Source organism: Staphylococcus agnetis (assembly GCF_002901865.1).
Taxonomy (GTDB): domain Bacteria; phylum Bacillota; class Bacilli; order Staphylococcales; family Staphylococcaceae; genus Staphylococcus; species Staphylococcus agnetis.
In genome coordinates, this window is the sequence record NZ_PPQF01000051.1 from 1 (window position 1) to 25,904 (window position 25,904).

At 34.5% G+C, this 25,904-nt stretch carries 26 protein-coding genes; 2 read left to right on the forward strand and 24 right to left on the reverse strand.

What is annotated here, in order from left to right:
- Nucleotides 1-823, reverse strand: an 823-nt coding sequence (locus CD172_RS08190; protein WP_037565386.1) for a pyruvate, water dikinase regulatory protein, incomplete at its 3' end; no start/stop codon positions are given.
- A 15-nt stretch (nt 824-838) separates the two neighbouring features.
- Nucleotides 839-1,462 carry a transcriptional regulator CcpN gene (gene ccpN / locus CD172_RS08195; RefSeq protein ID WP_103346044.1) on the reverse strand — a complete coding sequence of 208 codons (624 nt, stop codon included), beginning with the start codon at nt 1,460-1,462 and terminating at the stop codon, nt 839-841.
- A gap of 421 nt (nt 1,463-1,883) precedes the next feature.
- Here ccpN and CD172_RS08200 point away from each other — a divergent pair, with 421 nt between their 5' ends.
- A complete protein-coding gene (locus CD172_RS08200) occupies nt 1,884-3,275 on the forward strand; it encodes a glycine--tRNA ligase (protein WP_037565389.1) in 1,392 nt (463 codons plus the stop codon).
- 197 nt (nt 3,276-3,472) lie between these two features.
- On the opposite strand, the gene recO is transcribed toward CD172_RS08200, so the two are convergent.
- The 19 genes from recO to lepA all read right to left on the reverse strand — a co-directional run bounded on the left by recO (nt 3,473) and on the right by lepA (nt 21,378).
- Nucleotides 3,473-4,255 carry a DNA repair protein RecO gene (recO, locus tag CD172_RS08205; RefSeq protein ID WP_103346045.1) on the reverse strand — a complete coding sequence of 261 codons (783 nt, stop codon included), beginning with the start codon at nt 4,253-4,255 and terminating at the stop codon, nt 3,473-3,475.
- A gap of 23 nt (nt 4,256-4,278) precedes the next feature.
- Complete coding sequence (gene era, locus CD172_RS08210; RefSeq protein ID WP_060551143.1) at nt 4,279-5,175, reverse strand: GTPase Era; 897 nt, start codon at nt 5,173-5,175, stop codon at nt 4,279-4,281.
- Nucleotide 5,176: 1 nt separating this feature from the next.
- Nucleotides 5,177-5,581 carry a cytidine deaminase gene (gene cdd, locus CD172_RS08215; protein WP_037565395.1) on the reverse strand — a complete coding sequence of 135 codons (405 nt, stop codon included), beginning with the start codon at nt 5,579-5,581 and terminating at the stop codon, nt 5,177-5,179.
- A gap of 12 nt (nt 5,582-5,593) precedes the next feature.
- A complete protein-coding gene (locus CD172_RS08220; RefSeq protein WP_060552485.1) occupies nt 5,594-5,929 on the reverse strand; it encodes a diacylglycerol kinase family protein in 336 nt (111 codons plus the stop codon).
- Nucleotides 5,929-6,393 (reverse strand): rRNA maturation RNase YbeY, encoded by a 465-nt coding sequence (gene ybeY / locus CD172_RS08225; RefSeq protein WP_060551144.1) that lies wholly within the window; start codon nt 6,391-6,393, stop codon nt 5,929-5,931. Before ybeY ends, CD172_RS08220 begins: the two co-directional genes overlap by 1 nt.
- Nucleotides 6,393-7,340 carry a PhoH family protein gene (locus CD172_RS08230; protein WP_037565399.1) on the reverse strand — a complete coding sequence of 316 codons (948 nt, stop codon included), beginning with the start codon at nt 7,338-7,340 and terminating at the stop codon, nt 6,393-6,395. The genes ybeY and CD172_RS08230 overlap by 1 nt, the downstream gene beginning before the upstream one ends.
- A 243-nt stretch (nt 7,341-7,583) precedes the next feature.
- On the reverse strand, nt 7,584-8,195 hold the full coding sequence (locus tag CD172_RS08235; protein WP_103346046.1) for a hypothetical protein: 612 nt from the start codon (nt 8,193-8,195) through the stop codon (nt 7,584-7,586).
- A gap of 12 nt (nt 8,196-8,207) precedes the next feature.
- The gene (floA, locus tag CD172_RS08240; RefSeq protein WP_037565403.1) at nt 8,208-9,206 is read right to left on the reverse strand and encodes a flotillin-like protein FloA; all 999 of its coding nucleotides are present in this window, start codon (nt 9,204-9,206) and stop codon (nt 8,208-8,210) included.
- A gap of 14 nt (nt 9,207-9,220) precedes the next feature.
- Nucleotides 9,221-9,934 carry an NfeD family protein gene (locus tag CD172_RS08245; RefSeq protein WP_411755711.1) on the reverse strand — a complete coding sequence of 238 codons (714 nt, stop codon included), beginning with the start codon at nt 9,932-9,934 and terminating at the stop codon, nt 9,221-9,223.
- Between the two features lie 178 nt (nt 9,935-10,112).
- The gene (gene rpsU / locus CD172_RS08250; protein ID WP_002471046.1) at nt 10,113-10,289 is read right to left on the reverse strand and encodes a 30S ribosomal protein S21; all 177 of its coding nucleotides are present in this window, start codon (nt 10,287-10,289) and stop codon (nt 10,113-10,115) included.
- 130 nt (nt 10,290-10,419) lie between these two features.
- Nucleotides 10,420-11,766, reverse strand: coding sequence for a tRNA (N(6)-L-threonylcarbamoyladenosine(37)-C(2))-methylthiotransferase MtaB (gene mtaB / locus CD172_RS08255; protein ID WP_103346048.1), 1,347 nt, complete (start codon nt 11,764-11,766; stop codon nt 10,420-10,422).
- Between the two features lie 18 nt (nt 11,767-11,784).
- Entirely contained in the window at nt 11,785-12,534 is a 750-nt protein-coding gene (locus CD172_RS08260) for a 16S rRNA (uracil(1498)-N(3))-methyltransferase (RefSeq protein WP_103346049.1), read from the reverse strand.
- A gap of 5 nt (nt 12,535-12,539) precedes the next feature.
- Nucleotides 12,540-13,469, reverse strand: coding sequence for a 50S ribosomal protein L11 methyltransferase (gene prmA / locus CD172_RS08265; RefSeq protein ID WP_103346050.1), 930 nt, complete (start codon nt 13,467-13,469; stop codon nt 12,540-12,542).
- 3 nt (nt 13,470-13,472) lie between these two features.
- Nucleotides 13,473-14,603 (reverse strand): molecular chaperone DnaJ, encoded by a 1,131-nt coding sequence (gene dnaJ, locus CD172_RS08270; RefSeq protein ID WP_103346051.1) that lies wholly within the window; start codon nt 14,601-14,603, stop codon nt 13,473-13,475.
- A gap of 117 nt (nt 14,604-14,720) precedes the next feature.
- A complete protein-coding gene (gene dnaK, locus CD172_RS08275) occupies nt 14,721-16,553 on the reverse strand; it encodes a molecular chaperone DnaK (protein ID WP_103346052.1) in 1,833 nt (610 codons plus the stop codon).
- Between the two features lie 64 nt (nt 16,554-16,617).
- On the reverse strand, nt 16,618-17,247 hold the full coding sequence (gene grpE / locus CD172_RS08280) for a nucleotide exchange factor GrpE (RefSeq protein ID WP_037565417.1): 630 nt from the start codon (nt 17,245-17,247) through the stop codon (nt 16,618-16,620).
- A 36-nt stretch (nt 17,248-17,283) separates the two neighbouring features.
- On the reverse strand, nt 17,284-18,267 hold the full coding sequence (gene hrcA, locus CD172_RS08285) for a heat-inducible transcriptional repressor HrcA (RefSeq protein ID WP_103346053.1): 984 nt from the start codon (nt 18,265-18,267) through the stop codon (nt 17,284-17,286).
- A 100-nt stretch (nt 18,268-18,367) separates the two neighbouring features.
- On the reverse strand, nt 18,368-19,489 hold the full coding sequence (gene hemW / locus CD172_RS08290) for a radical SAM family heme chaperone HemW (protein ID WP_103346054.1): 1,122 nt from the start codon (nt 19,487-19,489) through the stop codon (nt 18,368-18,370).
- 65 nt (nt 19,490-19,554) lie between these two features.
- Nucleotides 19,555-21,378, reverse strand: a complete 1,824-nt coding sequence (lepA, locus tag CD172_RS08295) for a translation elongation factor 4 (RefSeq protein WP_037565421.1) — start codon at nt 21,376-21,378, stop codon at nt 19,555-19,557.
- Between the two features lie 240 nt (nt 21,379-21,618).
- Here lepA and rpsT point away from each other — a divergent pair, with 240 nt between their 5' ends.
- Complete coding sequence (gene rpsT, locus CD172_RS08300; protein WP_037565423.1) at nt 21,619-21,867, forward strand: 30S ribosomal protein S20; 249 nt, start codon at nt 21,619-21,621, stop codon at nt 21,865-21,867.
- A gap of 163 nt (nt 21,868-22,030) precedes the next feature.
- Here rpsT and holA read toward each other — a convergent pair whose 3' ends face one another.
- From holA to CD172_RS08315, 3 genes are all read right to left on the reverse strand, one after another.
- The gene (gene holA / locus CD172_RS08305) at nt 22,031-23,008 is read right to left on the reverse strand and encodes a DNA polymerase III subunit delta (protein WP_103346055.1); all 978 of its coding nucleotides are present in this window, start codon (nt 23,006-23,008) and stop codon (nt 22,031-22,033) included.
- A 78-nt stretch (nt 23,009-23,086) separates the two neighbouring features.
- Nucleotides 23,087-25,222, reverse strand: a complete 2,136-nt coding sequence (locus CD172_RS08310; protein WP_157950601.1) for a DNA internalization-related competence protein ComEC/Rec2 — start codon at nt 25,220-25,222, stop codon at nt 23,087-23,089.
- A gap of 96 nt (nt 25,223-25,318) precedes the next feature.
- Nucleotides 25,319-25,786, reverse strand: coding sequence for a ComE operon protein 2 (locus tag CD172_RS08315; RefSeq protein WP_060551157.1), 468 nt, complete (start codon nt 25,784-25,786; stop codon nt 25,319-25,321).
- Nucleotides 25,787-25,904 lie beyond the last annotated feature (118 nt).

Here is a 25,904-nt window from a genome sequence, read left to right on the forward strand (position 1 = left end):
AATTTGAAAAGAAATTATTATGCTCAATAATTTGTATAATATTATTAGCAGTTTCTTCAATAGCTTTATTGGATACATCTAATACAGGGCAGCCAATACGATCGACGATTTTATTGAAATACTCTAATTCTTCTTCAATACGAGTATCTGTTGCATATCGCGCTGAATCAGATAATCCAAGTTGCTTTAATCGTTCTTTACGAATTGCATTCAATTTTTCAGATGAAATTTTTAAAGCAATACATTTTTTTGGATCAATTTCAAATAACATTTCTGGTGGATTAACTTCAGGAACAATAGGCACATTCATGACTTTATAGCGTTTATGTGCAAGGTATTGTGAGATTGGTGTTTTCGACGTACGTGAAACACCGATGAGTACAATATCAGCTTTAGGAAGACCCTTAGGATCTTTACCGTCATCGTACTTAACCGCAAATTCCATGGCTTCAATTTTTTTGAAGTAATCTTCATCCAGTTTGTGGACGATTCCAGGTTCATTGATAGGTTGTTGTTGAAATGTTGCTTCCATCATAGACATAATGGGTCCCATAATATCTACGGATTTGAGATTATTTTCATTAATTAAATTCGCCATGTAGGCGCGAATATCTGGGCGCACTAGCGTATAAATAATCATTGAATTATTTTCTTTAGCCATTTGAATAATTTCATCTATATTTTGCTTCGTTTCTATATATGGGTAGCGTATAATATCGGCAGTGCTTTCAACGTTTTTAAATTGAGAAATACAGGCTTTGGCAACAAGTTCTGCAGTTTCACCTACTGAGTCTGAGGCAATAATAATTTTCACTTTCGTCATGCGTCATTAACCCTCCTATTGATCGAATAAAGAAACGAAAAGTTTAGTGATTGTCGTTTTAGAAATACGTCCAGTTACAGCATATTTTCCATCGCCTTTTGATTTCACAATCGGTATGGAATCTATTTCTTTAGAAATCATTTGACGTGCTGCATATAAAAGAAGGTCATCTTCTTCTAAAAGAACGATATTAGGCATTCTAGTCATAATAATATGTACAGGAATATTATGAATATCTTGTCCTGCCATGGATGCACGTAGTAAATCTTTTCTAGAACATACACCTACCAAATCATTATCTTCATTAACGATAAACAATGTTCCTACATCTTCAATAAAAATCGCGCAGATTGCATCATAGACAGTAACATCACTTTTTAAAATAACTGGATGTGATTGATAATCTTTAACGATATAATGCTTGAGTTGTTCAGTAAGCAATTGTGAGCTTGATTTACCTGAATAAAAATAACCTACACGTGGTCTTGCTTCTAAATATCCCGCCATTGTTAAAATAGCAAGATCAGGTCTTAAAGTTGCGCGTGTGAGATTAAGTTGTTCAGCAATTTTTTCACCAGTGATAGGACCTGAATTTTTTACGATATCAACAATGTGTTCTTGACGTTTACTCAGTTCTATATCGATCTCTGCATATTTAAAACCAATTGGTTATGCTAATTAAATAGCAGAAATGCCTCCTTTAAGATACTAGCATCATATTTATTTTCATATGGAACGTTTGATTTGATGAAGTATACAAATCAGTATGTAATCACTACGACATTTTTAAAACATTCATTTACCATTATAACGGTTTATCAACGTGTAGACAATTATGATTTTGCTTGCGAAACAGAATAGATTACTTTAAACTTATAGTTAAAGCGAGTTAAGGATGGTGAAAGCTTAACACATAAAATGGCCTAATTTTCAAAATGTGAATAAAAGTGAGTGGACACACTAATTTGGGTGGAACCGCGGATTAATACATTAATTCGTCCCAAGGCAAAGTATTTTCTTTGGCTTGGGACTTTTTATATTTTTTAAGGAGTGTTTTAGAATGGAAAAAAATATGGATAAAATTGTGCAACTTGCAAAGCATAGAGGTTTTGTATTTCCTGGTAGCGAAATATATGGAGGTTTAGCTAATACTTGGGACTATGGTCCATTAGGTGTGGAATTAAAAAATAACGTTAAAAAAGCTTGGTGGAAAAAATTTATAACGCAATCTCCATACAATGTTGGTTTAGACGCAGCAATTTTAATGAATCCTAAAACATGGGAAGCTTCAGGTCACTTAGGCAATTTCAACGACCCTATGATTGATAATAAAGACAGTAAAATTCGTTATCGTGCAGATAAAATTATTGAAGATTATATGCATAACGTTAAAGGTGACGAAAACTTCATCGCTGACGGATTAAGTTTTGAAGAAATGAAACGCATCATTGACGAAGAAGGTATTACCTGCCCTGTTAGTGGAACAGCAAATTGGACAGATATTCGCCAATTTAATTTAATGTTTAAAACATTCCAAGGTGTAACTGAAGATTCAACAAACGAAATTTTCTTACGCCCTGAAACAGCTCAAGGTATTTTTGTAAATTATAAGAATGTACAACGTTCGATGCGTAAAAAATTACCATTTGGTATTGGTCAAGTAGGTAAATCATTCCGTAATGAAATTACACCTGGTAACTTTATTTTCCGTACACGTGAATTCGAGCAAATGGAATTAGAATTTTTCTGTAAGCCAGGAACTGAGATTGAATGGCAATCGTATTGGAAAGATTATGCTGCGAAATGGTTAACTGATTTAGGGCTTCATAAGGAAAATACGCGTTTACGTGACCATGATGAAGATGAGTTATCACATTACTCTAATGCTACGACAGACATCGAATACAAATTCCCGTTTGGTTGGGGTGAATTATGGGGTATCGCAAGTCGTACAGACTTTGACTTAAAACAACATAGTGAACATTCGGGAGAAGACTTTAAATACCATGATCCTGAAACAAACGAAAAATATATTCCTTATTGTATTGAGCCTTCTTTAGGTGCTGATCGTGTGACGCTTGCATTTTTATGTGATGCCTATGAAGAAGAAGGTGTAGAAGGCAGTAAAGATGCGCGTACCGTATTACACTTCCACCCTGCACTTGCACCATATAAAGCAGCTGTTCTGCCATTAAGTAAAAAATTATCTGCAGAAGCGATTAAAGTGTATGAACAATTAAGCGAAGATTTTGTGGTAGACTTTGATGAATCTCAATCAATTGGTAAACGTTATCGTCGTCAAGATGAAATCGGTACGCCATATTGCATTACTTTTGATTTTGACTCTCTAGAAGATAATCAAGTCACAGTACGTGATCGTGATTCTATGGAACAAGTTCGTATGTCAATCAATGATCTTAAATCATTTTTAGCTGAAAAAGTGAAATTTTAACGTCATCAAGCACATAGATGATTTCCATATGTAGATACAATAAATCAAATAAAAAAACAGCCTTCAAATGATATTTGGAGGCTGTTTTTTAAGTTATGATAAATTTTTAAAACGTTTCACTAAACACCATTACATTTTAGTGGAAATGAAGAGAACTTCACTGCTCATTTTTATATCATTACAAGTACAATATAAAATTAATGTGTTGGTTTAGAATCATCTAAAATGTCTAATGCACTACGCTTGAGCTGATTGATAAGCCTTTGACTCTTGAAAAATAATCCTAGATATTCTTTGTAAATCATTAAAATAAATGTAGACATTTCATCAACAATATTTTGGTGAATACGCAATTCATTAATTTGTGAAAGTTTTAATTGTTGTAACACATGCATGATATAAATTGTTTTGTTTGATAAAGGTAATGCGTGAGTATCTTGATACATGACTTGTTTTGAAATAACACCTTTAAATTTAAAGCTATATGCTGATAAATCTTCACTGTTTTGAGACTGCGTAATCACACATTTGTCTAATTGTAGAGAAATTCCATGACGTGGTAAACATTTCAACATGACGATGTTCGCTATTAATTGTGGAGACACGTCTTGATTGATTCGCTCAATTGCAAAAGTAAGTAATTGATACATATGTTTGTTAATTTCATCTTGTTCCATGGAACGTTCGATGATTTCTAAACAAAGGCTAGCATAACTATTCGCATAAATATCCATTCTCAAATTATAGTTTAAATCAATTACGTCAATGGATGTTAATGTGCCCATTCCACGAAACTTATTATAAATAAATAATGCTTTAACAAAAGGCTGTGTTGTTGCTTGAAATCCAGATTTTACCTTTTTGGCACGTCTCACCATAAGTGGGATTTTTGCACCGTGCTCATTCAAAATTGTGATAATACGATCCGATTCACCATAATCCACTGACTTAATGATGATTCCATTTTGTTTAATGAGCATGTATACACCGCCTTTAATCCCTACTACTCGTCTTCCACGTAACCCATTTGCTTAATGAAATTAGATTTATTTCTCCAATCTTTTTGAACTTTAACCCATAAATCTAAATATACTTTTGAACCAAGTAAATGTTCAATATCCATGCGAGCACGTTGGCCAATTACTTTTAATTTCTTGCCGCCTTTACCGATGACAATACCTTTTTGAGAATCGCGTTCGACATATATTGTTGCTTCTATATGCACGCGGTCTTCCGATTCTTGAACCATACGTTCCACATTGACGCCAATTGAGTGTGGTATTTCTTCAGTGGTAGTTTCAAGAATTTTTTCTCGAATAAGTTCACTTACGACGAATTGTTCTGGATGATCGGAAATTTGACCGTCTGGATAATATTGTGGTCCTTCAGGTAAATATGATTTTAATACTTGAATAAAGTGTTCAATATTTAAGCCTTCTAAAGCTGAGATAGGTATGATTTCAGTGAAATCCATATACGCTTGATATGCTTCAATTTTAGGCATTAAAGCGTCAGGATGTACTAAGTCTATTTTATTTAACACTAGAAAGACGGGTGTTTTAACATTTTTAAGCATTTCCATAATATATTCATCACCGCGACCGATGTCTTCATTCACATTAACCATAAACATGACGGCATCAATTTCTGATAAAGTGTTTTTAGCCACTTTCATCATATAATCGCCTAATTTATGTTTAGGTTTATGAATGCCTGGTGTGTCTAAAAAAATAATTTGTGCATCATTGGTCGTCATGACCCCTTGAATTTTATTACGAGTAGTTTGTGCTTTATCAGACATAATTGCAATTTTATGACCGATAACACGGTTTACAAATGTAGATTTCCCAACATTCGGGCGACCGATAATCGTTACGAAACCTGATTTATATTCTGTCATATTAGGTTAAATCCTTTCCTGAGAATCCTAATGGGAGAAGTTCATGTACAGTGAGCATTTTCATGTCTCCAGTTTGATTAGTCATATAAACGGGCATGTCGTCGTCACACAATTCTTTAAGAACTTGTCGACATGTTCCACAAGGTGATGAGACTTCAGGGCTATCAACCGTTACCGTGATCGATTCAAAATCACCCGGCTTATATCCTTGACTAATTGCTGCAAACAGTGCTGATCTCTCAGCGCAACAAGTAGATGGATAGGCTGCATTTTCTACGTTTGCTCCATAAAAGGCTTGACCGTCTTTTGTTAATAAATACGCACCTACCTTAAAATTACTATAGGGTGCATAGGCACGTTGTTGTGCTTTTCTGACTTCATTAAAATGTTTTTCCGTGTAACTCATATTATCACGCCCTTATATAATTTTAGGGATAAAAATGATTAACCCTATGATGACTGCTAAAATTGATGCGAGTAATACCGCAAAAGCAGCTATATCTTTCGCATGTTTCGCCCAAACATGATACTCCATCGTAGTTAAATCCACGGCATATTCAATCGCAGTATTCATTGCCTCTGTGATTAAAACAGTAAAAATAGCAATGCATAAAAACATCCACTCTACAGCAGAAAGCTTTAATAAAATCCCGGTAATGATGACCAAGACTGCGCATAAAATATGCAGTAAGAAATTGATATCTTTTTTTAAAAGTGTAATGGCACCTATGAGAGCGGGTTTAAACCGTTTAATCATACGTCCCTCGAAAGACCATATGCATTTAAGATGTCGTCTTGACGTTGAAACATTTGTTGTTCATCTGTTTCATTCATATGATCATAACCAAGCAAATGTAAGAAACCATGTAAAGCTAAAAATCCTAACTCGCGCTCAAAAGAATGATTATATTGAAGTGCTTGCTCTTGTGCCACATCAGTACAAATAATAATATCTCCTAAGACTCTTGGCATATCCATCCCTTCAAATACCGTTTCATCTTCTTCAAAGGCAAATGAAATGACATCCGTTACTTTATCTTTATCACGATAATCGCGGTTAATAGCTTGAATTTCATCTTTATCGACAAATGTCACTGAAAGTTCAGCGTCTTCTGTGATATTTTCTTGATCTTTAGCAAAGGTTAAGAGTGATTCAATTTGTTTATACCAATCATCGTGAACTTTATTCGTGTGATCATTAAAATCAATGGTAAACATTAGTTATCCTCCTCATAACTTGAGATAATTCGTCCGACTAATGGGTGACGCACAACATCTGCTTGATCTAAATATTGAAAACTAAGCCCTTTGATGGACTTTAATCGAGATTCTGCTTCAATGAGACCACTTTTAACCCCTTTCGGTAAATCAACTTGAGTTTTATCTCCTGTAACAACCATTTTAGAACCAAACCCTAAACGTGTTAAAAACATCTTCATTTGAGCATGTGTCGTATTTTGTGCTTCATCTAAAATGACGAAAGCATCTTCAAGTGTACGTCCACGCATATATGCTAATGGCGCAATTTCTATTACACCTCTTTCAATTAGCCGTTCAGTAGCTTCTACACCTAATACTGTATTCAAACCGTCATAGAGTGGACGTAAATATGGATCTACTTTTTCTTTTAAGTCACCAGGTAAAAATCCTAGAGATTCACCAGCTTCAACAGCTGGTCTTGTTAAAACAATCCGTTTAACTTGACCCATACGTAGAGCTTTTGCAGCCACAACAACGGCTAAAAATGTTTTACCTGTACCTGCAGGCCCTATTCCAAAAACCAAATCATTATTTTTAATTGCGTGTATATACATACGTTGTCCCATCGTTTTGGCTCTAATGATTTTACCATGCGCATCTCTCGCAATTTCTTCTTCATAAAGATCAATAAGTTGATCAATTGTATGATTGTGGGCCATTTTTATCGCAGCTTGTACGTCTTTAACAGTGATCGTTGCCCCTTGTTCTATTACTTTTAATAGATTTGTTAAAACGGATTCGGCTTTCGTCACTGCATCAACTTGTTGCCCCTGCACGGCTACTTCTTGCCCTCTAGCGTGAATGACAACATCGAAAGCGTCTTCTATAAGGTGGATATATTCGTCATTATTACCAAATAGTGCTTGTGCTTGATGAATGTCATCGATTTGAATCATTTCAGGCATATACGAACTCCTTTACAAAGTAATGTATGATTAATGTACCAAACATGTTAAAATGCTTCCAATCATTAATCTAACATGTTTGTTTCTATTATATCATGTTGCTATACGATTAAGTCATCTAATTATAACTGGTAATAAAAGAAATATGACGCATTTAATTCAACTGTATTATTAAGTTAAGAAGTAAAATAAAATCAAGGCACGTTCTCGATATCGAGTAATGCCTTGATCTATGAAAGTGAGTTAATTTAATTGTTTACGTTTATCAATAACCTCGGCCCAAATTATGCCATTCACAACTTCATTATCTGAAAAAGTTAAATCCCCTTTAGCCATAGCGGGTTGTTGTGATGAGGATAGTAATTGTTTAAGTTTCATGCGTTTGGTTCTTGGAGAAAGATATTTATCATCTATGATTTGACGTGCACGTTGTTCAATGCGATGAATATGTTTTTGGCGTTCTCGATCAAATGTATCATTTAAAGAATCGATATCACTTCTTAACATATCTAACAATTCTTTTTGAACTTGTTGTTCTTGACGTTGTGTATCTACACGTTTTCTTTCAGAAGGTATCTCGCTTTTTTGAACCTTTTTAGGATGTTGCTTTTGTTTTACCGGTTTAGGTTCAGAATGTGTCTCTTTAGGTAAGAACACATCTTCACTTTTTTGTGTATCAAATTCCATCTCCCATTCTTTCAAAGTTTGTTCAACTTTATCCATAAAAGATTTAGGAGGATTTGATGTTGGAGGTTGCTGTGGAGATTGCTTACGCTTTTCATGACTTTTATCATTAATTGCAGAGATAATAGAAATGACAATCGTAATGATAAAAATGATAACTCCAATGCTCATACCCTCACCTCATTAATGTTCACTTTTATTTTCTTGAGATTTTTGCGAACTCTTATTAATTGCTTCTCTCATTCCAGTATCAGCTTCGATATTTTTTAAATTGTAGTAGTCTTTAACACCAATATTCCCAGAACGTAACGCTTCAGCCATTGCGAGTGGCACTTCAGCTTCAGCTTCCACAACTTTCGCGTGCATTTCTTGAACACGAGCCTTCATTTCTTGCTCTTGAGCTACCGCCATTGCACGACGCTCTTCTGCTTTAGCTTGGGCAATATTTTTGTCCGCGATGGCTTGTTCAGTTTGAAGGTCTGCACCGATGTTTTTACTAATATCAACATCAGCAATATCGATAGATAAGATTTCAAATGCAGTACCTGAGTCTAACCCCTTACTTAATACTGTTTTAGAAATGTTATCAGGGTTTTCTAACACTTCTGTGTGGTGTTTACTAGAACCAATTGTAGATACAATCCCCTCACCAACACGTGCAATAATCGTATCTTCACCAGCACCACCAACTAAACGTGAGATATTTGCACGTACTGTGATACGCGCTTTAGCTTTTACTTCGATACCGTTCATAGCCACACCGGCAATGAATGGTGTTTCAATCACTTTAGGATTAACGGACATTTGTACCGCTTCTAAAACGTCACGACCTGCTAAATCAATTGCAGCGCCGCGTTCAAATGGTAAGTTGATGTCGGCACGTTGTGCTGCAATGTTTGCATCTACCACACGGTCAACATTCCCTCCAGCTAAGTAATGTGATTCAAGTTGATTCGTTGTTAATTGTAACCCTGCTTTATGCGCTTTAATTAACGGACCGATAACTTTTCTAGGAGATACACGACGTAAACGCATACCTACTAAAGTACCGATGCCCACGTGGACACCTGCTGCTAATGCTGATATCCATAGTCCAACAGGAACGAATGAAAATAAGATCATCAATGCCACAATGACAAGCACGGCAATAATGATAAAAGAAATAAAACCAGTTGTTAACATATGAATGCTCCTTCTTAATTTGATTGTATTTCGCGTACAACGACGCGTGTTCCTTCTACTTCAATGATTTCCACCTTAACATCTTTGTTAATAAAAGACCCTTCTGATACAGCATCAATACGTTCGTTTTCAAAAAGAATTAAACCAGCTGGTCGTAAATCTGTGAGTGTCAATGCAGTTGCACCGACAAGGTATGAACGGTCATTGTACGATGTATATCCTGACTCAGTGTTAGTAGAGTCTTTCAATACAACATTTTCAAATAACGATATTTTCTTTTTGAAAAACTTCACTAAAATCACCCATTCAATAATAGATAGTATTAATGCGACACATACACTGAGTAACATTAAAGGTAAATTGTTACCCATTGTAATTAAACTAAATACAATGAGCACCATACCTATAATTCCTAACACAGCACCTACGACAAACAATTCTATAATAACGAGAATTACGCCGATGCTAAATATCATAATGGTAATAAAGGAAATGGTACCTTCTGCTAAATAACCTAAGAAGATAAAAAGTAACGCTAAGATTGCTAGAATGCCAGCCCAGTTAAAAGATTTTGAATAGAGCTGATATACAAAACCTACAAATAAAATACACACGAGAGCCAATGATACCCACGGAGAGGTAATCCACTGAGATAATTGTGTGAAAATACTTTCGTTTTGTATTGTTCCGAGTAAATCTAGCATATGTATTGATAGTAGCATAAACATACACCTCACTCTCACTTAGTAGTATACATGAATTTTCAAAATACTAATAGTGATAAAGATTATTTAAAATGCATAAAATCTAAATACAAAAAAGCTTCAAAATCATTCGACATTTGAACGATTTTGAAGCTCTATATATCATTAATTTGAATGTTGAGGGAGTTCAACACAATGATAATTATCTGAATTTACGTTTACGTGCAGCTTCAGATTTCTTTTTACGTTTTACACTTGGTTTTTCATAGAATTCGCGTTTACGAACTTCTTGGATTGTACCGCTTTTAGAAACTGAGCGTTTAAAACGACGTAAAGCATCTTCTAATGATTCGTTTTTACGGACTACTGTTTTAGACATCTGTATTTCCCTCCCTCCAAATATCAAGAAAACTTTTATAGGTTAATAAATGACATATGATTTATGCCATGTAAACATTAGTATAAATTAAATCTTAATTATGGTCAATGTTGAATTATACAATTTCTGTTTAAATTAGTACTTCTTCCTCAGATTTGTTCGTTGCATGATCAACTACTCTTAATAATTGTCCATGATTTAATGGATAACCTGCGCGAGTAATTTTCACTTTACAAATTTGACCAATGAGTGACTCATCGCCTTCGAATTCAACTTTCATGTAGTTATCGGCATAACCAACTAAAATACCTTCTGTTGATCCTTTTTCTTCAGGAATAACTTCAAGGACATCATTTTCAAAGCGAGAAGCATACGTTTTTGCAAGTTGATCACTTAATTGAATGAGTCGGTGTACGCGTTCATTTTTAATCTGTTCATCAATTTGATCGTCCATGCGTGCTGCAGGTGTTCCAATACGTTGAGAGTATGGGAATACATGAAGTTCTGAAAACTGATGATTAACAATGAAGTCGTATGTCTCTTGAAATTCTTCCTCAGTTTCACCAGGAAAGCCTACGATAACATCACTAGTAACTGCTAATCCTGGTAATGCGGCGTGTAATTTCTTAATTCTTTCACTAAAATGTGCCATTGAATATTTGCGTCGCATACGTTTTAAAACCGTATCAGATCCAGACTGTAGAGGCACATGCAAATGACGGACGACTTTTGAAGATTGTTGCAATACTTCTATTACTTCATCCGTTAATTGACTTGCTTCAATAGAAGAAATACGAATGCGCTCGAGACCGTCAATTGTTTCTAAATCGCGTAATAATTGCGCTAAGTTGTAATTTTTTAAATCTTGGCCATAACCGCCCGTATGGATTCCAGTTAAAACGATTTCTTTATAACCGGATTGTACGAGTGTAGATGCTTGTTCAACTACCTTTTCAGGATCGCGAGAACGCATTAAACCACGTGCCCATGGGATAATACAAAATGTGCAAAAATTGTTGCATCCTTCTTGAATTTTTAAAGACGCACGTGTACGGTCTGTAAAATACGGCACATCTAGTTCTTCATACGTGCGATTTTTCATTATATTACTTACACCATTAATAGGTTGACGTTCATTTTTAAACGTATCAATATAGTCAAGGAGTTTATGGCGATCTTGTGTTCCTACTACAATATCGACGCCTGGAATCTCCATAATCTCAGCTGATGAAGTTTGTGCGTAACAACCAGTTACACATATGACCGCATCAGGATTATTACGAATTGCACGACGAATCACTTGTCGACTTTTTTTATCTCCCGTATTTGTCACAGTACAAGTATTGATAACGAATACATCCGCATTTTGTTCAAAGTCTACACGGTCGTACGACGCTTCTTTAAAAAGTTGCCATATTGCTTCAGTTTCATAGTGGTTTACTTTGCAACCTAAAGTATGAAATGCAACAGTAGACATAAATTCACCTCATTGTATCTATTTTAATTCTAATTGATAGCTTATGGCGCTTAGAGCATATAATGGCGCTGTTTCGGCACGTAAAATCCGAGGTCCCAAGCCAACACATTTAACTTTATTGTGTAATGCAGCAACCTCATCTTGAGAAAATCCACCTTCAGGACCAAATAATAATAAAATTTTGGCATCAGGTGCAAAGTTTTGAATACAGTTTTTTAATAGTGAGCGTTCTCCAGATTTTGCTGATTCTTCATAAGCCATAAGTACATAGTCATATTGATTTATCATATCATATATGGTTTTGAAATTCGAGATAAATTCCACTTTTGGTACAATTTGACGATAACTTTGTTCTGCTGCCTCTTTTACAATTTTTTGCCAGCGCACTACTTTTTTATCCGCTTTTTGTACATTTAATTTTACAACTGACCGATCCATTTGGGTGGCAATAAAATGATGCGCCCCTAATTCCGTGGCTTTTTGTAGTAACCATTCGTACTTATCGCTTTTAATAAGGCCACTACAGATTGTTACGTTCAGCGGCATTTCAGTATTTAAGTCTATTTCTCTACTTGTTTCTATTTCGATGCAATCTTTTTGTATTGTTATGAGTTGAGATTCGTATGTACGCTGTTGATTAAAATTGATAATGATAGTATCTCCGACGTCCATACGCATTACGTTAAGAATATGGTGAATATCTTCAGAATTTGTTATAAAAAAACGCTGATGTAACTCAGCGTTTTCATTTAAAAAGTACCGTTGCATCTATCTCACACCTTTTGAGCAGTTATACAGACCCAACTATTATCCTGTTGTGTCTCGATAATAGAAAATCCTGTTTCTTTCATTTGATTGATAAGTGTTTCTGCTTTATCATCAATAATTCCTGAAGCAATAAAAAATCCATCTTGATTCAATGTTTGATATGCATCTTCAACCATAAGTGTAATCACGTGTGCAAGAATATTTGCGATGACTACATCGTAATGGTCGTGCTCATCTGTTAATAAATTACCTGTAGTGGTTTGAATGTGAGAATCACAATGATTTTTCTTGAAATTTTCTCTTGCAACTTGAACTGCCATTTCATCCAAGTCTAATGCTTTGACATGTTGGGCACCTAACAAATGGGATGCAATGCTCAAAATGCCTGAACCTGTACCCACGTCAATCACACGGTGGTGAGGTTGAACTATTTTTTCAATCGCTTTCAAACACATACTCGTTGTTGGATGGTCGCCCGTGCCGAACGCCATTCCTGGATCTAGTTCAATGTACAAATGTTGTGCATCTTTTTGAACAGTTTCCCAACTTGGCACAATAAAAAATCTTTCAGATGCCTTAAATGGATGAAAATAATTTTTCCATTCGTTTTCCCAATCAGATTCTTCGATATCCTGATGTGTCATTTTGAAAACGTCATGATTTAAAATGTCTAGTTTGAGTATATTAGACTCAATGGATTCAAGTAAGGTACGCGTAAATTGTGATTCATTGTAATACGCTTTAATAATCATGTGATTTTCAGGATAATCTTGAGGATTTAACGCAAAAATCTCACCAAATCGATCTTCTCTCTTTCGATGTAATTCATTCGAATCTTCTATTGCCACCCCATTAGAACCTGCATTTTGTAGGATTTCAGTGACACTTTCTTCTGCTTCATTATTCACCACTACAGATAATTCTATCCATTTCATTTATTATTCTCCTTTGAAGAAACGACGTGCTTTATCTTTAAAATTAGAAGGTTGTTCTGAAATAGATTCGCCACTTTCCTCAGCAAATGCTTTTAATAATTCACGTTGTTTATCGGTTAGATTTGTAGGTGTTACAACAACTATATTTACAAATAAATCACCATGGCCATAACCATGTACGTTTTTAACGCCTTTACCTTTTAAACGGAACTGCTTACCTGATTGCGTTCCAGCTGGAATTGTTAACATGACTTGACCACTTAATGTTGGTACTTTAATTTCATCACCTAAAGTAGCTTGCGCGATACTAATGTTCTGTTTGTATAATATATCATCACCATCACGCGTAAACTTATCAGATGGTTTTACTCTAAATACAACAAATAAATCACCAGCAGGACCACCATTCTCACCTGGTGCACCTTGACCAGCTAGACGAATTTGTTGATCATTATCTACACCTTCTGGAACCGTGACTTCAAGTTTAACATTTTTAGTTTCTGTACCGCGTCCATGACAAGTTGGACAAGATTCTTCAAATTCTTCCCCAGAACCATTACATTGTGGACATACTTTTTCAGTTCTAACGCGGCCTAAAATTGTATTTTGTTCTACAGACACATGTCCAGAACCTTTACAATATGAACACGTTTTCTTTTTCGTACCAGGTTTAGCACCATTACCATTACATGTGTGACATGTAACTTCTTTACGAATTGATATTTCTTTTTTCGTACCAAATACGGCTTCTTCAAACGTGATCGTCATTGTATATTGAAGATCATCACCTTTACGTGGCGCATTAGGGTCTCTTTGACGTTGACCGCCGAAGAATGAATTGAAAATGTCTTCAAAACCGGAACCACCAAATCCTGAAAAGTCTTGACCTCCAAAACCTTGACCAAAATCATCTTGTGCTCCTGCATGACCGAACTGATCGTATCGTTGACGTTTTTGTTCGTCACTTAAGACTTCATATGCTTCACTGATTTCTTTAAATTTCGCATCAGAGCCTTCTTCTTTATTAATATCAGGATGGTATTTTTTTGATAATTTTCGATATGCTTTTTTGATTTCATCTTTAGAAGCACTTTTACTTACGCCCAGGACTTCATAATAGTCTCTTTTTGCCAATGCTATCGCTCCCTTTTTTACTTCTTATGAATGAAAAGAGGCTGGGACGTTGCTGTCCTAGCCCCTCTATTTCATATATTGATAGACTATTGATACGTGTTTAGTGTAACACAAATATTATTTATTATCGTCGTCTTTTACTTCTTTGAATTCTGCATCTTCAACAGTATCGTCTTGATTAGAAGCTTGACCTTGTTGTCCTTGATCTTGTTGACCTTGTTGCGCTTGTTCATATGCTTTCATTGATAATTGTTGAATCACTTGCTCTAGCGCTTCTTTTTTAGATTTGATTTCCTCAATATCGCTACCTTCAAGGGCAGATTTTAAGTCGTCTTTTTTCGTTTCTGCTTCTTTTTTATCATCCTCAGTAACATTGTCACCTAAGTCTGATAATGCTTTGTCAACTTGGAATACGAGTTGATCAGCTTCATTACGTAAATCTGCTTCTTCACGACGTTTTTTATCTGCTTCCGCATTTTCTTCCGCATCTTTAACCATGCGTTCGATTTCATCGTCTGATAATGCTGAAGAGGATTCGATTGTAATTTTTTGTTCTTTGTTTGTACCTAAATCTTTCGCTGTAACGTGAACAATACCGTTTTTGTCAATGTCAAATGTTACTTCAATTTGTGGTGTGTTACGTGGTGCTGGTGGAATGTCTGTTAATTGGAAACGACCTAATGTTTTGTTGTCAGAAGCCATCGGACGTTCACCTTGAAGCACGTGGATGTCTACTGATGGTTGGTTATCAACAGCAGTTGAATACACACGTGATTTTGAAGTAGGAATTGTCGTATTACGTTCGATTAACGTATTCATACGTCCACCTACAGTTTCAATACCTAATGATAATGGTGTTACGTCAAGTAATACGACGTCTTTAACGTCACCCGTGATAACACCGCCTTGAATAGCAGCACCCATAGCAACAACTTCGTCTGGGTTAACGCCTTTATTAGGCTCTTTTCCAATTTCTTTTTTAATTGCTTCTTGTACAGCTGGAATACGAGTTGAACCACCTACTAAAATAACTTCATCGATATCTGAAGTAGATAAACCTGCATCACTCAATGCTTGACGCGTTGGAGCCATTGTTTTTGCGATTAAACTATCAGCAAGCTCTTCAAATTTAGCACGAGATAAAGTCATTTCTAAATGTAGTGGACCCGCTTCTCCAGCTGAAATGAATGGTAAAGAAATTTGAGTTGAAGATACACCTGATAAATCTTTTTTCGCTTTTTCAGCAGCATCTTTTAAACGTTGTAATGCCATTTTATCTTTAGATAAGTCAACACCGTTTTCAGATTTAAATTCTTTTACTAAATAGTCAATAATAACTTGGTCAAAGTCATCGCCACCAAGGCGGTTATCACCTGCAGTTGCTAATACTTCAAATACACCGTCACCTAATTCTAAAATAGAAACGTCAAAAGTACCGCCACCAAGGTCGAAAACTAACACTTTTTCATCTTTGTCAGTTTTATCTAAACCGTAAGCTAATGCAGCAGCTGTTGGTTCGTTAATAATACGCTCTACTTCTAATCCAGCAATTTTACCAGCATCTTTTGTTGCTTGACGTTCGCTGTCATTAAAGTAAGCTGGTACAGTAATAACTGCTTTCTCAACTTTTTCACCTAAATAGCTTTCAGCTGTGTTTTTTAAATTTTGTAAAATCATTGCTGAAATTTCTTGAGGTGTGTATGATTTGCCATCAATATTTTCTTTATAGTCTGTACCCATATGACGTTTAATAGATTGAATCGTATTAGGGTTAGTGATTGCTTGACGTTTTGCAACTTCCCCAACTTGTGTCTCGCCATTTTTAAATGCAACAACTGATGGTGTAGTACGTGCACCTTCTGGGTTTTGAATTACTTTAGGTTCATCACCTTCTAATACAGATACACAAGAGTTTGTTGTTCCTAAGTCAATACCAATTACTTTACTCATAATCTAATTCCTCCTAATTTTCAAACATAATTATTTTTACATAAACTGGTAACTTTCGTCAAAATTATTGATTTACTTTTACCATTGAAGGTCTTAAAACACGATCTTTCAGTTTATACCCTTTTTGTAATTCCTCTGTAATTTGTCCTGATTCAAAATCAGGATTATCATCTTGAACTACAGCTTGATGGAAGTTAGGGTCGAATGTCTCGCCTTCCGCTTGAATTGTTTCAAGTCCATTGTTTTCGAGAGCATGGATTAAACTACTGTAGACCATTTCAACACCTTTTTTTAGTGCGTTAAATGATTCATCATCACCATTGATTTGTAATGCACGCTCGAAATTATCTAACGCAGGTAAAATATCATTTAAAACACCTTGTGATTGATACTTTCTTTGAGTTTCATTCTCTTTTTGAATACGTCTCTTATAATTTTCAAATTCCGCGTATAAGCGTAAATACTTTTCTTCTTCTTTTTCTACTTGTGCCTTTAAAGATGCAATTTCTTCATCTTTAGGGTCTACTGTTTCTTCTTCAACATTTTCATGAGTTGCTTCATTAGTGTCATTGTTCGCTTCATTTGTTGAATTTACTTCACTATTTTCAGTTGTATTAGAAGATTGCTCTGATGTATCAACATCTGTCTTGTCTTCATTTTTATCTTGTGTAGTAAAATCTTTTTCTTCAGACATTTTGAAACCTCCATACTCTATTTCGTTAATCGTATATTATGAAATTCTACTAAGCAATTGAATCACATTTTGATAATGCATTGCTGTAGGACCAATAACGGCAACATAACCGTTCAGTCCATGATCAATATGATATCGTCGCGTTAAAATTGCAATGTCATTTATGTTCTTTTCTATGTCCCGTCCTATTTTAATATTTATTGCAGAATCCAAATTATCATCAATCAAAGCTGTAATTTGATTTGATTCAATATATTTTAAAATAGGTTGAATAGCAGCAACGTTATGCTCATTGAGTGCATCAATCAGTTGGTGCTTTCCACCTAAATAGATGCGTGCTGATTCACTTGATAATTGTTGATGAATTAATTGATAGACTTTAAAAAGAATATCATATTCATCTGATGAAAAGTCATACGCATCTAAGTATTGAGGATGAAAAGTTTGATTGATATTGCTCCGTGCTTGCTCAGAAACATAATTAGACATTCTAATAACAGATGATTGAGATATCGGTTGTGATGAAGATAAATGAAGTTGTTTTATATGGCCAGTTTCATATATCAACACAATCACAAGATGATGATCATGTACTTTTAATAATTTGATATCTAATAATGCCACCTTAGAATGGTCTGGACCTACGACAAGTGTCGTGTAATGTGATTGATTAGAAAATACTTTAGCAAAATGGTTGAGTGTAGAAGAAATATCAAAATGATGTTTCGTATACATATCATACATGCTAATATAATTTTGCTTATTTGCTTCAATCGGTTCATTTAATAATCGATTGGCATATAATCTGAAACCAGCTTCAGATGGGATACGTCCTGATGATGAATGTGTTTTCTCTATTAGATTCTTAGTTTCTAATAATTTCATTTCATTGCGTATTGTAGCTGGACTCACATTTACATCATGTCGCTGAAGTATTGTGTTTGATCCAATAGGTTGGCCAAGTTCAACATAATCCTCAACAATTGCATTTAAAATACTTAATTGTCTTTTTGTAATCATGTTTTCACCTCATTAGCACTCCTTTGTCCTAAGTGCTAATTATAATTTATCAAATTGGTCAAAGTAAGTCAACGTTAAAGGTCTGGAATTAAAAAATTTTTTAAATGCGTATAAACGCTTCGAAAACATCATTTCCCACAATACGTCCACGACTTGTTAAAGCCACATTTTCTTCGGTATTGATAAGTAACCCTTTTTTTTCTAAATGTGAAATTTCTTGTTTATAAATATCCTCTACATGTTGACCATATTTTTCATAAAAATGTTGTTTACTAACACCGTCATTCATTCTTAGTCCTAAAAACATTTCTTCTTCTATTTTTTCATTTAATGTTGGGTAATTTTGCTCTAAAATCGGTTGTTTGTGTTGTTGAACTTGCTTAATGTAATGATTGACTGGTTTTACATTGGTATAACGACATCCATCAATATACCCGCTCGCACCAGCACCAAAACCATAATAACTTTCATTACGCCAATATACCTTATTATGCTCAGATTCATGACCATCTTTTGCAAAGTTAGATATTTCGTATTGATGCATGGGCGAGGATCGGATTTTATCCATTAATAATTGATACATTTCGGCACCTAAAGTGTCACTTGGAAGATTTAATTTACCTCTTCTATAAAGGTTATAAAATTGTGTTTGAGGTTCTAATATTAAGCCATAACTCGAAATATGATCAATGTCTAAAGAAAGTGCTTCATTTAAGCTCTTTTCAAATTGTGCTATAGTCTGATTTGGTAAATGATACATTAAATCTAGACTTATTGATTGAATGTTATGTTTTTTCGAATATGAAACAGCTCTATAAATATCTTCAGTTTGATGACTGCGACCAAGCACCTTTAATAAAGAGGCATCGAATGTTTGAACCCCCATCGATAATCGGTTCACACCGTAACTTTTGAGTAAACGTATTTTTTCTTCAGTCAATTCGTCAGGGTTAGCTTCAAAAGTATATTCCCCTAGAATATTAAACTTATGTTGGATTGCCGTTAATAACCGTTCTAACTGTTTTGGTGTTAAAGCTGTTGGTGTTCCACCACCCACAAACATTGTGTTTAACGTTGTTTCTGTCACACGGTTCATTTCTGCGATTAAACAATCTAAATAGGTATCCACGGGTTGATGTTGAATATAATATTTATTGAAATCACAATAAGTACAAATTTTCACACAAAATGGAATGTGAATGTATGCGCTTTTTACAGTCATAATCTCCCGCCTTTCAATAATAAAACTCCCAATCACAATACACGCGCTGTAATCGGGAGTTGATTTTACTCTTCATCCATCTTTAATACGGCTAAAAAGGCGTCTTGAGGTATTTCTACATTACCTACAGCCTTCATTTTGGCTTTACCCGCTTTTTGTTTCTCTAGTAATTTACGTTTACGACTAATATCGCCACCGTAACATTTAGAAAGTACATTTTTACCCATAGATTTGATATTTGTACGTGCTACAATTTTATGTCCTACTGCTGCTTGCACAGGTACTTCGAATTGCTGACGCGGAATTAAAGTTTTGAGCTTTTCTACAAGTGCCTTACCACGCTCATATGCAAAGTCTCTATGAACAATAAAGCTTAATGCATCAACCTTGTCTCCATTTAATAAGATATCCATTTTTACAAGATTGCTCTCTTTATTTTCAATAAACTCATAATCAAAAGAAGCATATCCTTTTGTATTAGATTTTAATTGATCAAAAAAGTCGAAAACAACCTCAGAAAGTGGTAATTCATAAACGATACTTACTCGAATATCATCAAGATAATCCATATTAATAAATTGGCCACGTTTACGTTGGCATAATTCCATGACAGCACCAACATAATCATTAGGCACCATCATCGTTGCGCGTACATAAGGTTCAAATACTTTTTCAATTTTATCACGTTCTGGCATTTGTGCTGGGTTGTCGACTTGAATTGTATCTCCATTTCTAAGCACAACTGAATAAATAACCGATGGTGCAGTCGCAATCAGTTCTATACCAAATTCGCGTTCAATACGTTCTTGAATGATTTCCATATGAAGCATACCAAGAAATCCTGTGCGATAACCAAAGCCTAGCGCTTTAGAAGATTCAGGTTCAAATTCTAAAGAAGCATCATTAAGTTGTAGTTTTTCAAGCGCTTCCCTCAAATCGTTATAATCTTTGTTATCTATCGGGAATAAGCCACAGTACACCATTGGATTCATCTTTTTATATCCTTTTAAAGGGGTGTCTGCAGGTCGGTCAAAGTGTGTGATGGTATCGCCGACACGTGAATCATCAACGTTTTTGATGCTTGCAATAATATAACCTACATCACCTACTGTTAACTCATCAACTGGAAGTTGTTTTGGTGTATTAATACCAACTTCTGTTACTTCAAATGATTTACCTGTTGCCATCATTTTGATTTTATCTCCAGGTTTGACCACACCATCTACCACGCGAATGGATGAAATAACGCCACGATATGGATCATATTCTGAATCAAAAATTAACGCTTTTAATGGTGCTTCTGGATCTCCTTCTGGTGGTGGTACCATCTCAACGATTTTCTCTAAAATTTCATCTATACCGATGTTAGATTTTGCACTAGCTAAAACGGCATCATCTTTATCCAGACCAATAACATCTTCAACTTCTTGCTTAACACGTTCAGGTTCAGCAGCTGGCAAATCGATTTTATTAATTACAGGAATTAATTCTAAATCATTATCTAAAGCAAGATAGACGTTTGCTAATGTTTGCGCTTCAATACCTTGTGCAGCATCGACTACGAGTATTGCACCTTCACATGCTGCTAAAGAACGCGAAACTTCATAGGTAAAATCGACGTGTCCTGGTGTGTCAATGAGGTGGAATGTGTACGTTTCACCATCATTTGCTTCGTATTTCAAACGAACGGCATTTAACTTAATTGTTATACCACGTTCACGCTCTAAATCCATCGAGTCTAATAATTGAGACTGCATTTCTCGCGCTTCAACAGATTTCGTATTTTCAAGGATTCTATCCGCTAACGTTGACTTTCCATGATCGATATGGGCAATGATTGAAAAGTTTCTTATATTTTTACGTCGATTTAATCGCTCTTTATTATTCATCGTATCCTTCTCACTTTCTCGTTCTTCCTAATTATGTATCGCATCTTTGATATGATAACGTTTTTGGCATATAATTGCAACTTATGAAATGACATTACGTCTAGCTTTCAGATTGAAAAATTACGCTAAAAATGCATGATTCGTTCTAATTAATGATTGCACAATGAATTGAGTTTTGATAGAATAAATTTTGTTGTAATCAAAACCTTTTGATCATCATGTTTTTAGGAGGTGCTCTAAATGCCAAATATCAAATCTGCAATTAAACGTGTGAAAACAACGCACACTGCTGAAAGTAAAAACATTTCACAAAAAAACGATATGCGTACAGCGGTTAAACGCGCTAAAACAGCTATCGAAACAAATGCTGATAATAAACAAGAATTAGTGAACAGCGCTATCAAAAAAATTGATAAAGCTGCACAAAGTAATTTAATCCACTCTAATAAAGCGGACAGAATGAAATCTAAATTAATGTCAGCTAAATAATGTCATACAATAAGTGTATGCATCATTTTAAAGACAGACCTACTTTTTAAAAGTGAGGTTTGTCTTTTTTTATTACAATGATACGATTTTTTGAATATAAACGCCGGGAGTGAATAGGCATACCCCCGACGATTAAATGTGAAATAGATAGATACCATATAGATTACAATTTTAAAATAAATAATTCAAGAAGTAATACTTTGTCCATATAAGATGATTTAAGTTGATAATCTGTTTCAGCGCAAATATTCATTTTATCAAGTAATGATTCTAAGGAATACTGACGTGCTTGCCTTAATGCAAGTTTTACGCGATAAGGATGTGCACCAACCGTTTTAGCGATTTGTTGCTCTGAATAGCCTTTTTGATTTAATATTAAACTTTGATAATATAGTCTATAATTGCTAGTAATTAAAGCTAGTAATTTAATAGGCTCTTCTTTTAATTGTATTAAATCGCGCATTAACAAGACTGCTTTTTGCTTTTGTTTATTTTGAATATGCTCGGTTAATAAAAAAACGTTTTGTTCTAAGCTACGATTTACGATTGATCTTACATCTTCAAGGTTAATCGTAGGTTTATCCCCAATATATAATAATAATTTCTCAAGTTCTTGATTAATGAGTTGATAATGAATGCCAGTCAATGTTAAAAATTGATCTAAAGCATCTTGTTTTATCTCTTTATAATTCTGATTTAAATAAGAATGAATCCATTGCTTCATTTCAGCTTCAGACATTTGTTCAACTTTTTTTAACTTCGCCTGCTTTTTTAATGTTTTAACCACTTTTTTACGTTCATCAAGCTTGAGCGTTGTTACTTCAAAGACTACAAGCGTATCTCCGTCATATTTTTCTAGAAATTCAATAACGGTATTCATATCGACAACTTGATCTTTCGCAACCTTTTCTCCAGTAAAAATGTATGCATTTTGAATAAGCACTACTTTTTTTGAAGAAAATAACGGCATTGTCATTGCTTCTTCAATAATTTGATTAAAGTTTGTTTCATATAAATTAAATTTTATATAGTTAAAGTCGTCTTTGGGTTCGCCGTCTAAATAATTATTAATGATATGGTTCGTTTCTTTCTCTATTAATTCAGGTATGTCTCCATACACAGTATAGATTGGCGTCGGCATTAAAAACTTCCTCTCTTAAAACAATTAGCATTATTATATCATGTTGTCATGAGTTATACATGAATGTTTATAGAGTTTTCATTTTGTTAGATTGTAAATATTATATTGTCGTGGTTGATGCGGATTAAATTGAATGGAGAGCGTATGTGTATCAGCTGTATTATAAGTAATGCAATTAAATTCTTGTAGTCGCTTTAAAATTGTTGGATGAGGCAGTTGATAAACATTGTTTTTTGCACTTGATATGAGTGCATATTGAGGACGGATATGTGCTAAAAAAGATTGAGAGGTACTTGTTAAACTCCCGTGATGACCAACCTTTAAAATATTAATTTTAGGAAGTTTTATCTTTTGCAGTAGTCTCTTTTCATTTTCTGTCGTAGCATCACCCATTAATAATAACGTTGATTGATGAATCGTAGCGAATGTGATTATCGAATGATCATTAGGATTTTGACTATTTTCTACCGTAGCATCTATAAATTGAAAATGGTACTGTCCTAATGCTAACGTTTTAAGTTTAAAAGCGGAATGTAACTGAATGTTATGAGTGCGGGCAATAGTGAGAACTTCATGTAATTTATCCGAATTAAAGTGTTTAGGGTTAAATATGATATTTCGAATGTCTATCATTTGAGATAAACGATTTAGTTCTCCCATATGATCCGCATGTGCATGCGTAATTAATAAATAATCAATGTGCGTGATACCCTTATGTTTAAGTATAGGAAATAATTTTTTCTCAGTTATGTTGTAATGATACTTCTGATTATGGGATGCAATTTGACCACCTGTATCAATAAGAAATGTTTGATGGTTACGCGTTGTGAAAAGAATGGCATCTCCTTGACCTACATCAATCATAGTCATCTCATCTTTTCCTGGAATAATAGCAAGTTGAGATAATAACAAAATAGTTATTGTTAAGATACTGTATTTTAAGTATCTCTTTTTAACAATCATATATAAACTAAAAAAACATAACATAGTAAGAATGACATACCCTATTTCACCATAATTTGGAATAATCCAACGAATTTGTGTAAGCGGTTGACTTAAATCCAACAAATAATCTTGAAGGTGAAATATTGGACTAATAAAACTAGGCATCAATGATATCGTAGATGGAAATATGGTCAAAACAATAATTGAAAGGATTGCGAGTGGAATAATAACAATACTGTAAAGTGGAAGGAAATAAAGATTAGTAATAATAGATTGCCATTGAATCTCATTAAAATGTTGGTAACTAATTGGAATACTTCCATAAAAAGAGATAAGGCTAGTTAAAACCAATGTAGTAAACATGGGCTTATTATGGTAACAGTTTTGCATAATAAGTAATAAAAAACATATAGCAAACGAAAATTGGAATCCTAAATGATAATGTAGGCTTTGGTCATTTATTGTAAGCATAATATAACTGACAGCCAAAATTGTAACGCCTTTATGGCGAATGTATTTTGAAAATAAGAGTACGAGACTTGCCATAATCACAGCTCTTTGCGCACTTGGTGCTTCGCCTGCAAAGATTAAGTAACAAGGTAATAGGAGTAATAACAGCGTTTTAGATACACATAGAGGTATAGGTAAACGTTTAAATAGTTGATAAAGTAATCCGATGAAGATAGCGACGTGGGTACCACTGACAGCAAACAAATGTGAAATTCCTAATTGCCGAATTAAGAGAAGTTGTTTCTTATCTATAAATTGAATATCACCAGTAGCTAGAGCAATCAATTTATCTTTACCATGAATAGAACTCGTTCGCATGTGATTGATGTAAGTATTTCTTAATTGTCGAATGCGATCAGACCATGATGGAGGATCTGGTTTACATTGATTTAATTGTAATGATTGCACATTTAAATATCCAAGTTGTCCTGAACGTAATGCAGGTTTATACTTCCCTTTTATTAAACACGAATGCGTGGCATAAAATTCTGGTTTTAGTAAAGGTAATTTGGGGTTTGAGTAGGATTTTAATTGGAGTTTCTCGTCATCTTTAGTTCGTACGAAAGCAGTCAATTCACCTTCAATGTCTATGGGTTGTGTTAGGAATTTGACCTCATATATCATCTCTTTGTTTGTTACTGATGATAGGTGATGCGTATGCCTTTGAAGTGTGTTAATAAAATTAAATTCTAGAATTGCACCAAAAACACCAGCAAATAGGCTTAACCCTACCAATATCAATGGTTTACGTTTAATCACCATACTGCATGCTAAAAGAAATAAAAAGAAACACGCAGTATAAGGGTGATGAATACATAGTTGACCAATGATAAAACTATATAGAAAGTATGGCATTTATCGTTGTGTACCAAGTATATATTTTACTATATCTTGAGGGTGAAATGGTACACGTTCAAACGTGACGCCAGATTGTTTTAAAAGTTGAATAGCATATGGATGGTTTCGATAATCTTCTGCATAATAAATGGTTTTAATACCAGCTTGAATGATTGATTTTGTACAGTTTAAACATGGGAAATGCGTGACATATATCGTAGCATTTTCAGTTGAGACCCCTTGTTTTGCACACTGTAGTAACGCATTCATTTCAGCATGAATGGTGCGAATACAATGTCCGTCTTCTATTAAACATCCTTCGTCTATGCAGTGAACTTCACCCGCTACAGAGCCGTTATACCCTCCTGCAATGATTCGATTGTCTTTAATGATTGTTGCCCCAACTGATAATCGCGAACACGTTGAGCGTAACGCTAATAAATGTGATTGGGCCATGAAATATTCGTCCCATTGAATCCGTTCCATAAAGTCACCTCTTCATTTTCATTTGATATCTGTCATGTCTTATTATCATTATACATTATATAATGATACACATGATTTTAAAAAATAGAAGTTAGACAAAATTACACCACGAAATATG

Bases quoted from the DNA above. Each gene is read 5' to 3' on its own strand.
- grpE (WP_037565417.1), bottom strand. From the start codon at position 17,247: ATGTCTGAAGAAAAAGATTTTACTACACAAGATAAAAATGAAGACAAG.
- cdd (WP_037565395.1), bottom strand. From the start codon at position 5,581: ATGAGTTACACGGAAAAACATTTTAATGAAGTCAGAAAAGCACAACAA.
- CD172_RS08260 (WP_103346049.1), bottom strand. From the start codon at position 12,534: ATGCAACGGTACTTTTTAAATGAAAACGCTGAGTTACATCAGCGTTTT.
- era (WP_060551143.1), bottom strand. From the start codon at position 5,175: ATGACAGAATATAAATCAGGTTTCGTAACGATTATCGGTCGCCCGAAT.
- recO (WP_103346045.1), bottom strand. From the start codon at position 4,255: ATGCTCATTAAACAAAATGGAATCATCATTAAGTCAGTGGATTATGGT.
- CD172_RS08245 (WP_411755711.1), bottom strand. From the start codon at position 9,934: ATGTTTATGCTACTATCAATACATATGCTAGATTTACTCGGAACAATA.
- holA (WP_103346055.1), bottom strand. From the start codon at position 23,008: ATGCCGACGCCAATCTATACTGTGTATGGAGACATACCTGAATTAATA.
- floA (WP_037565403.1), bottom strand. From the start codon at position 9,206: ATGTTAACAACTGGTTTTATTTCTTTTATCATTATTGCCGTGCTTGTC.
- hrcA (WP_103346053.1), bottom strand. From the start codon at position 18,267: ATGATTACAAAAAGACAATTAAGTATTTTAAATGCAATTGTTGAGGAT.
- mtaB (WP_103346048.1), bottom strand. From the start codon at position 11,766: ATGTCTACTGTTGCATTTCATACTTTAGGTTGCAAAGTAAACCACTAT.
- hemW (WP_103346054.1), bottom strand. From the start codon at position 19,489: ATGACTGTAAAAAGCGCATACATTCACATTCCATTTTGTGTGAAAATT.
- CD172_RS08235 (WP_103346046.1), bottom strand. From the start codon at position 8,195: ATGAGCATTGGAGTTATCATTTTTATCATTACGATTGTCATTTCTATT.
- ybeY (WP_060551144.1), bottom strand. From the start codon at position 6,393: ATGTTTACCATTGATTTTAATGATCACACGAATAAAGTTCACGATGAT.
- CD172_RS08230 (WP_037565399.1), bottom strand. From the start codon at position 7,340: ATGCCTGAAATGATTCAAATCGATGACATTCATCAAGCACAAGCACTA.
- dnaK (WP_103346052.1), bottom strand. From the start codon at position 16,553: ATGAGTAAAGTAATTGGTATTGACTTAGGAACAACAAACTCTTGTGTA.
- rpsT (WP_037565423.1), top strand. From the start codon at position 21,619: ATGCCAAATATCAAATCTGCAATTAAACGTGTGAAAACAACGCACACT.
- CD172_RS08200 (WP_037565389.1), top strand. From the start codon at position 1,884: ATGGAAAAAAATATGGATAAAATTGTGCAACTTGCAAAGCATAGAGGT.
- lepA (WP_037565421.1), bottom strand. From the start codon at position 21,378: ATGAATAATAAAGAGCGATTAAATCGACGTAAAAATATAAGAAACTTT.
- prmA (WP_103346050.1), bottom strand. From the start codon at position 13,469: ATGAAATGGATAGAATTATCTGTAGTGGTGAATAATGAAGCAGAAGAA.
- CD172_RS08315 (WP_060551157.1), bottom strand. From the start codon at position 25,786: ATGGAACGGATTCAATGGGACGAATATTTCATGGCCCAATCACATTTA.
- rpsU (WP_002471046.1), bottom strand. From the start codon at position 10,289: ATGTCTAAAACAGTAGTCCGTAAAAACGAATCATTAGAAGATGCTTTA.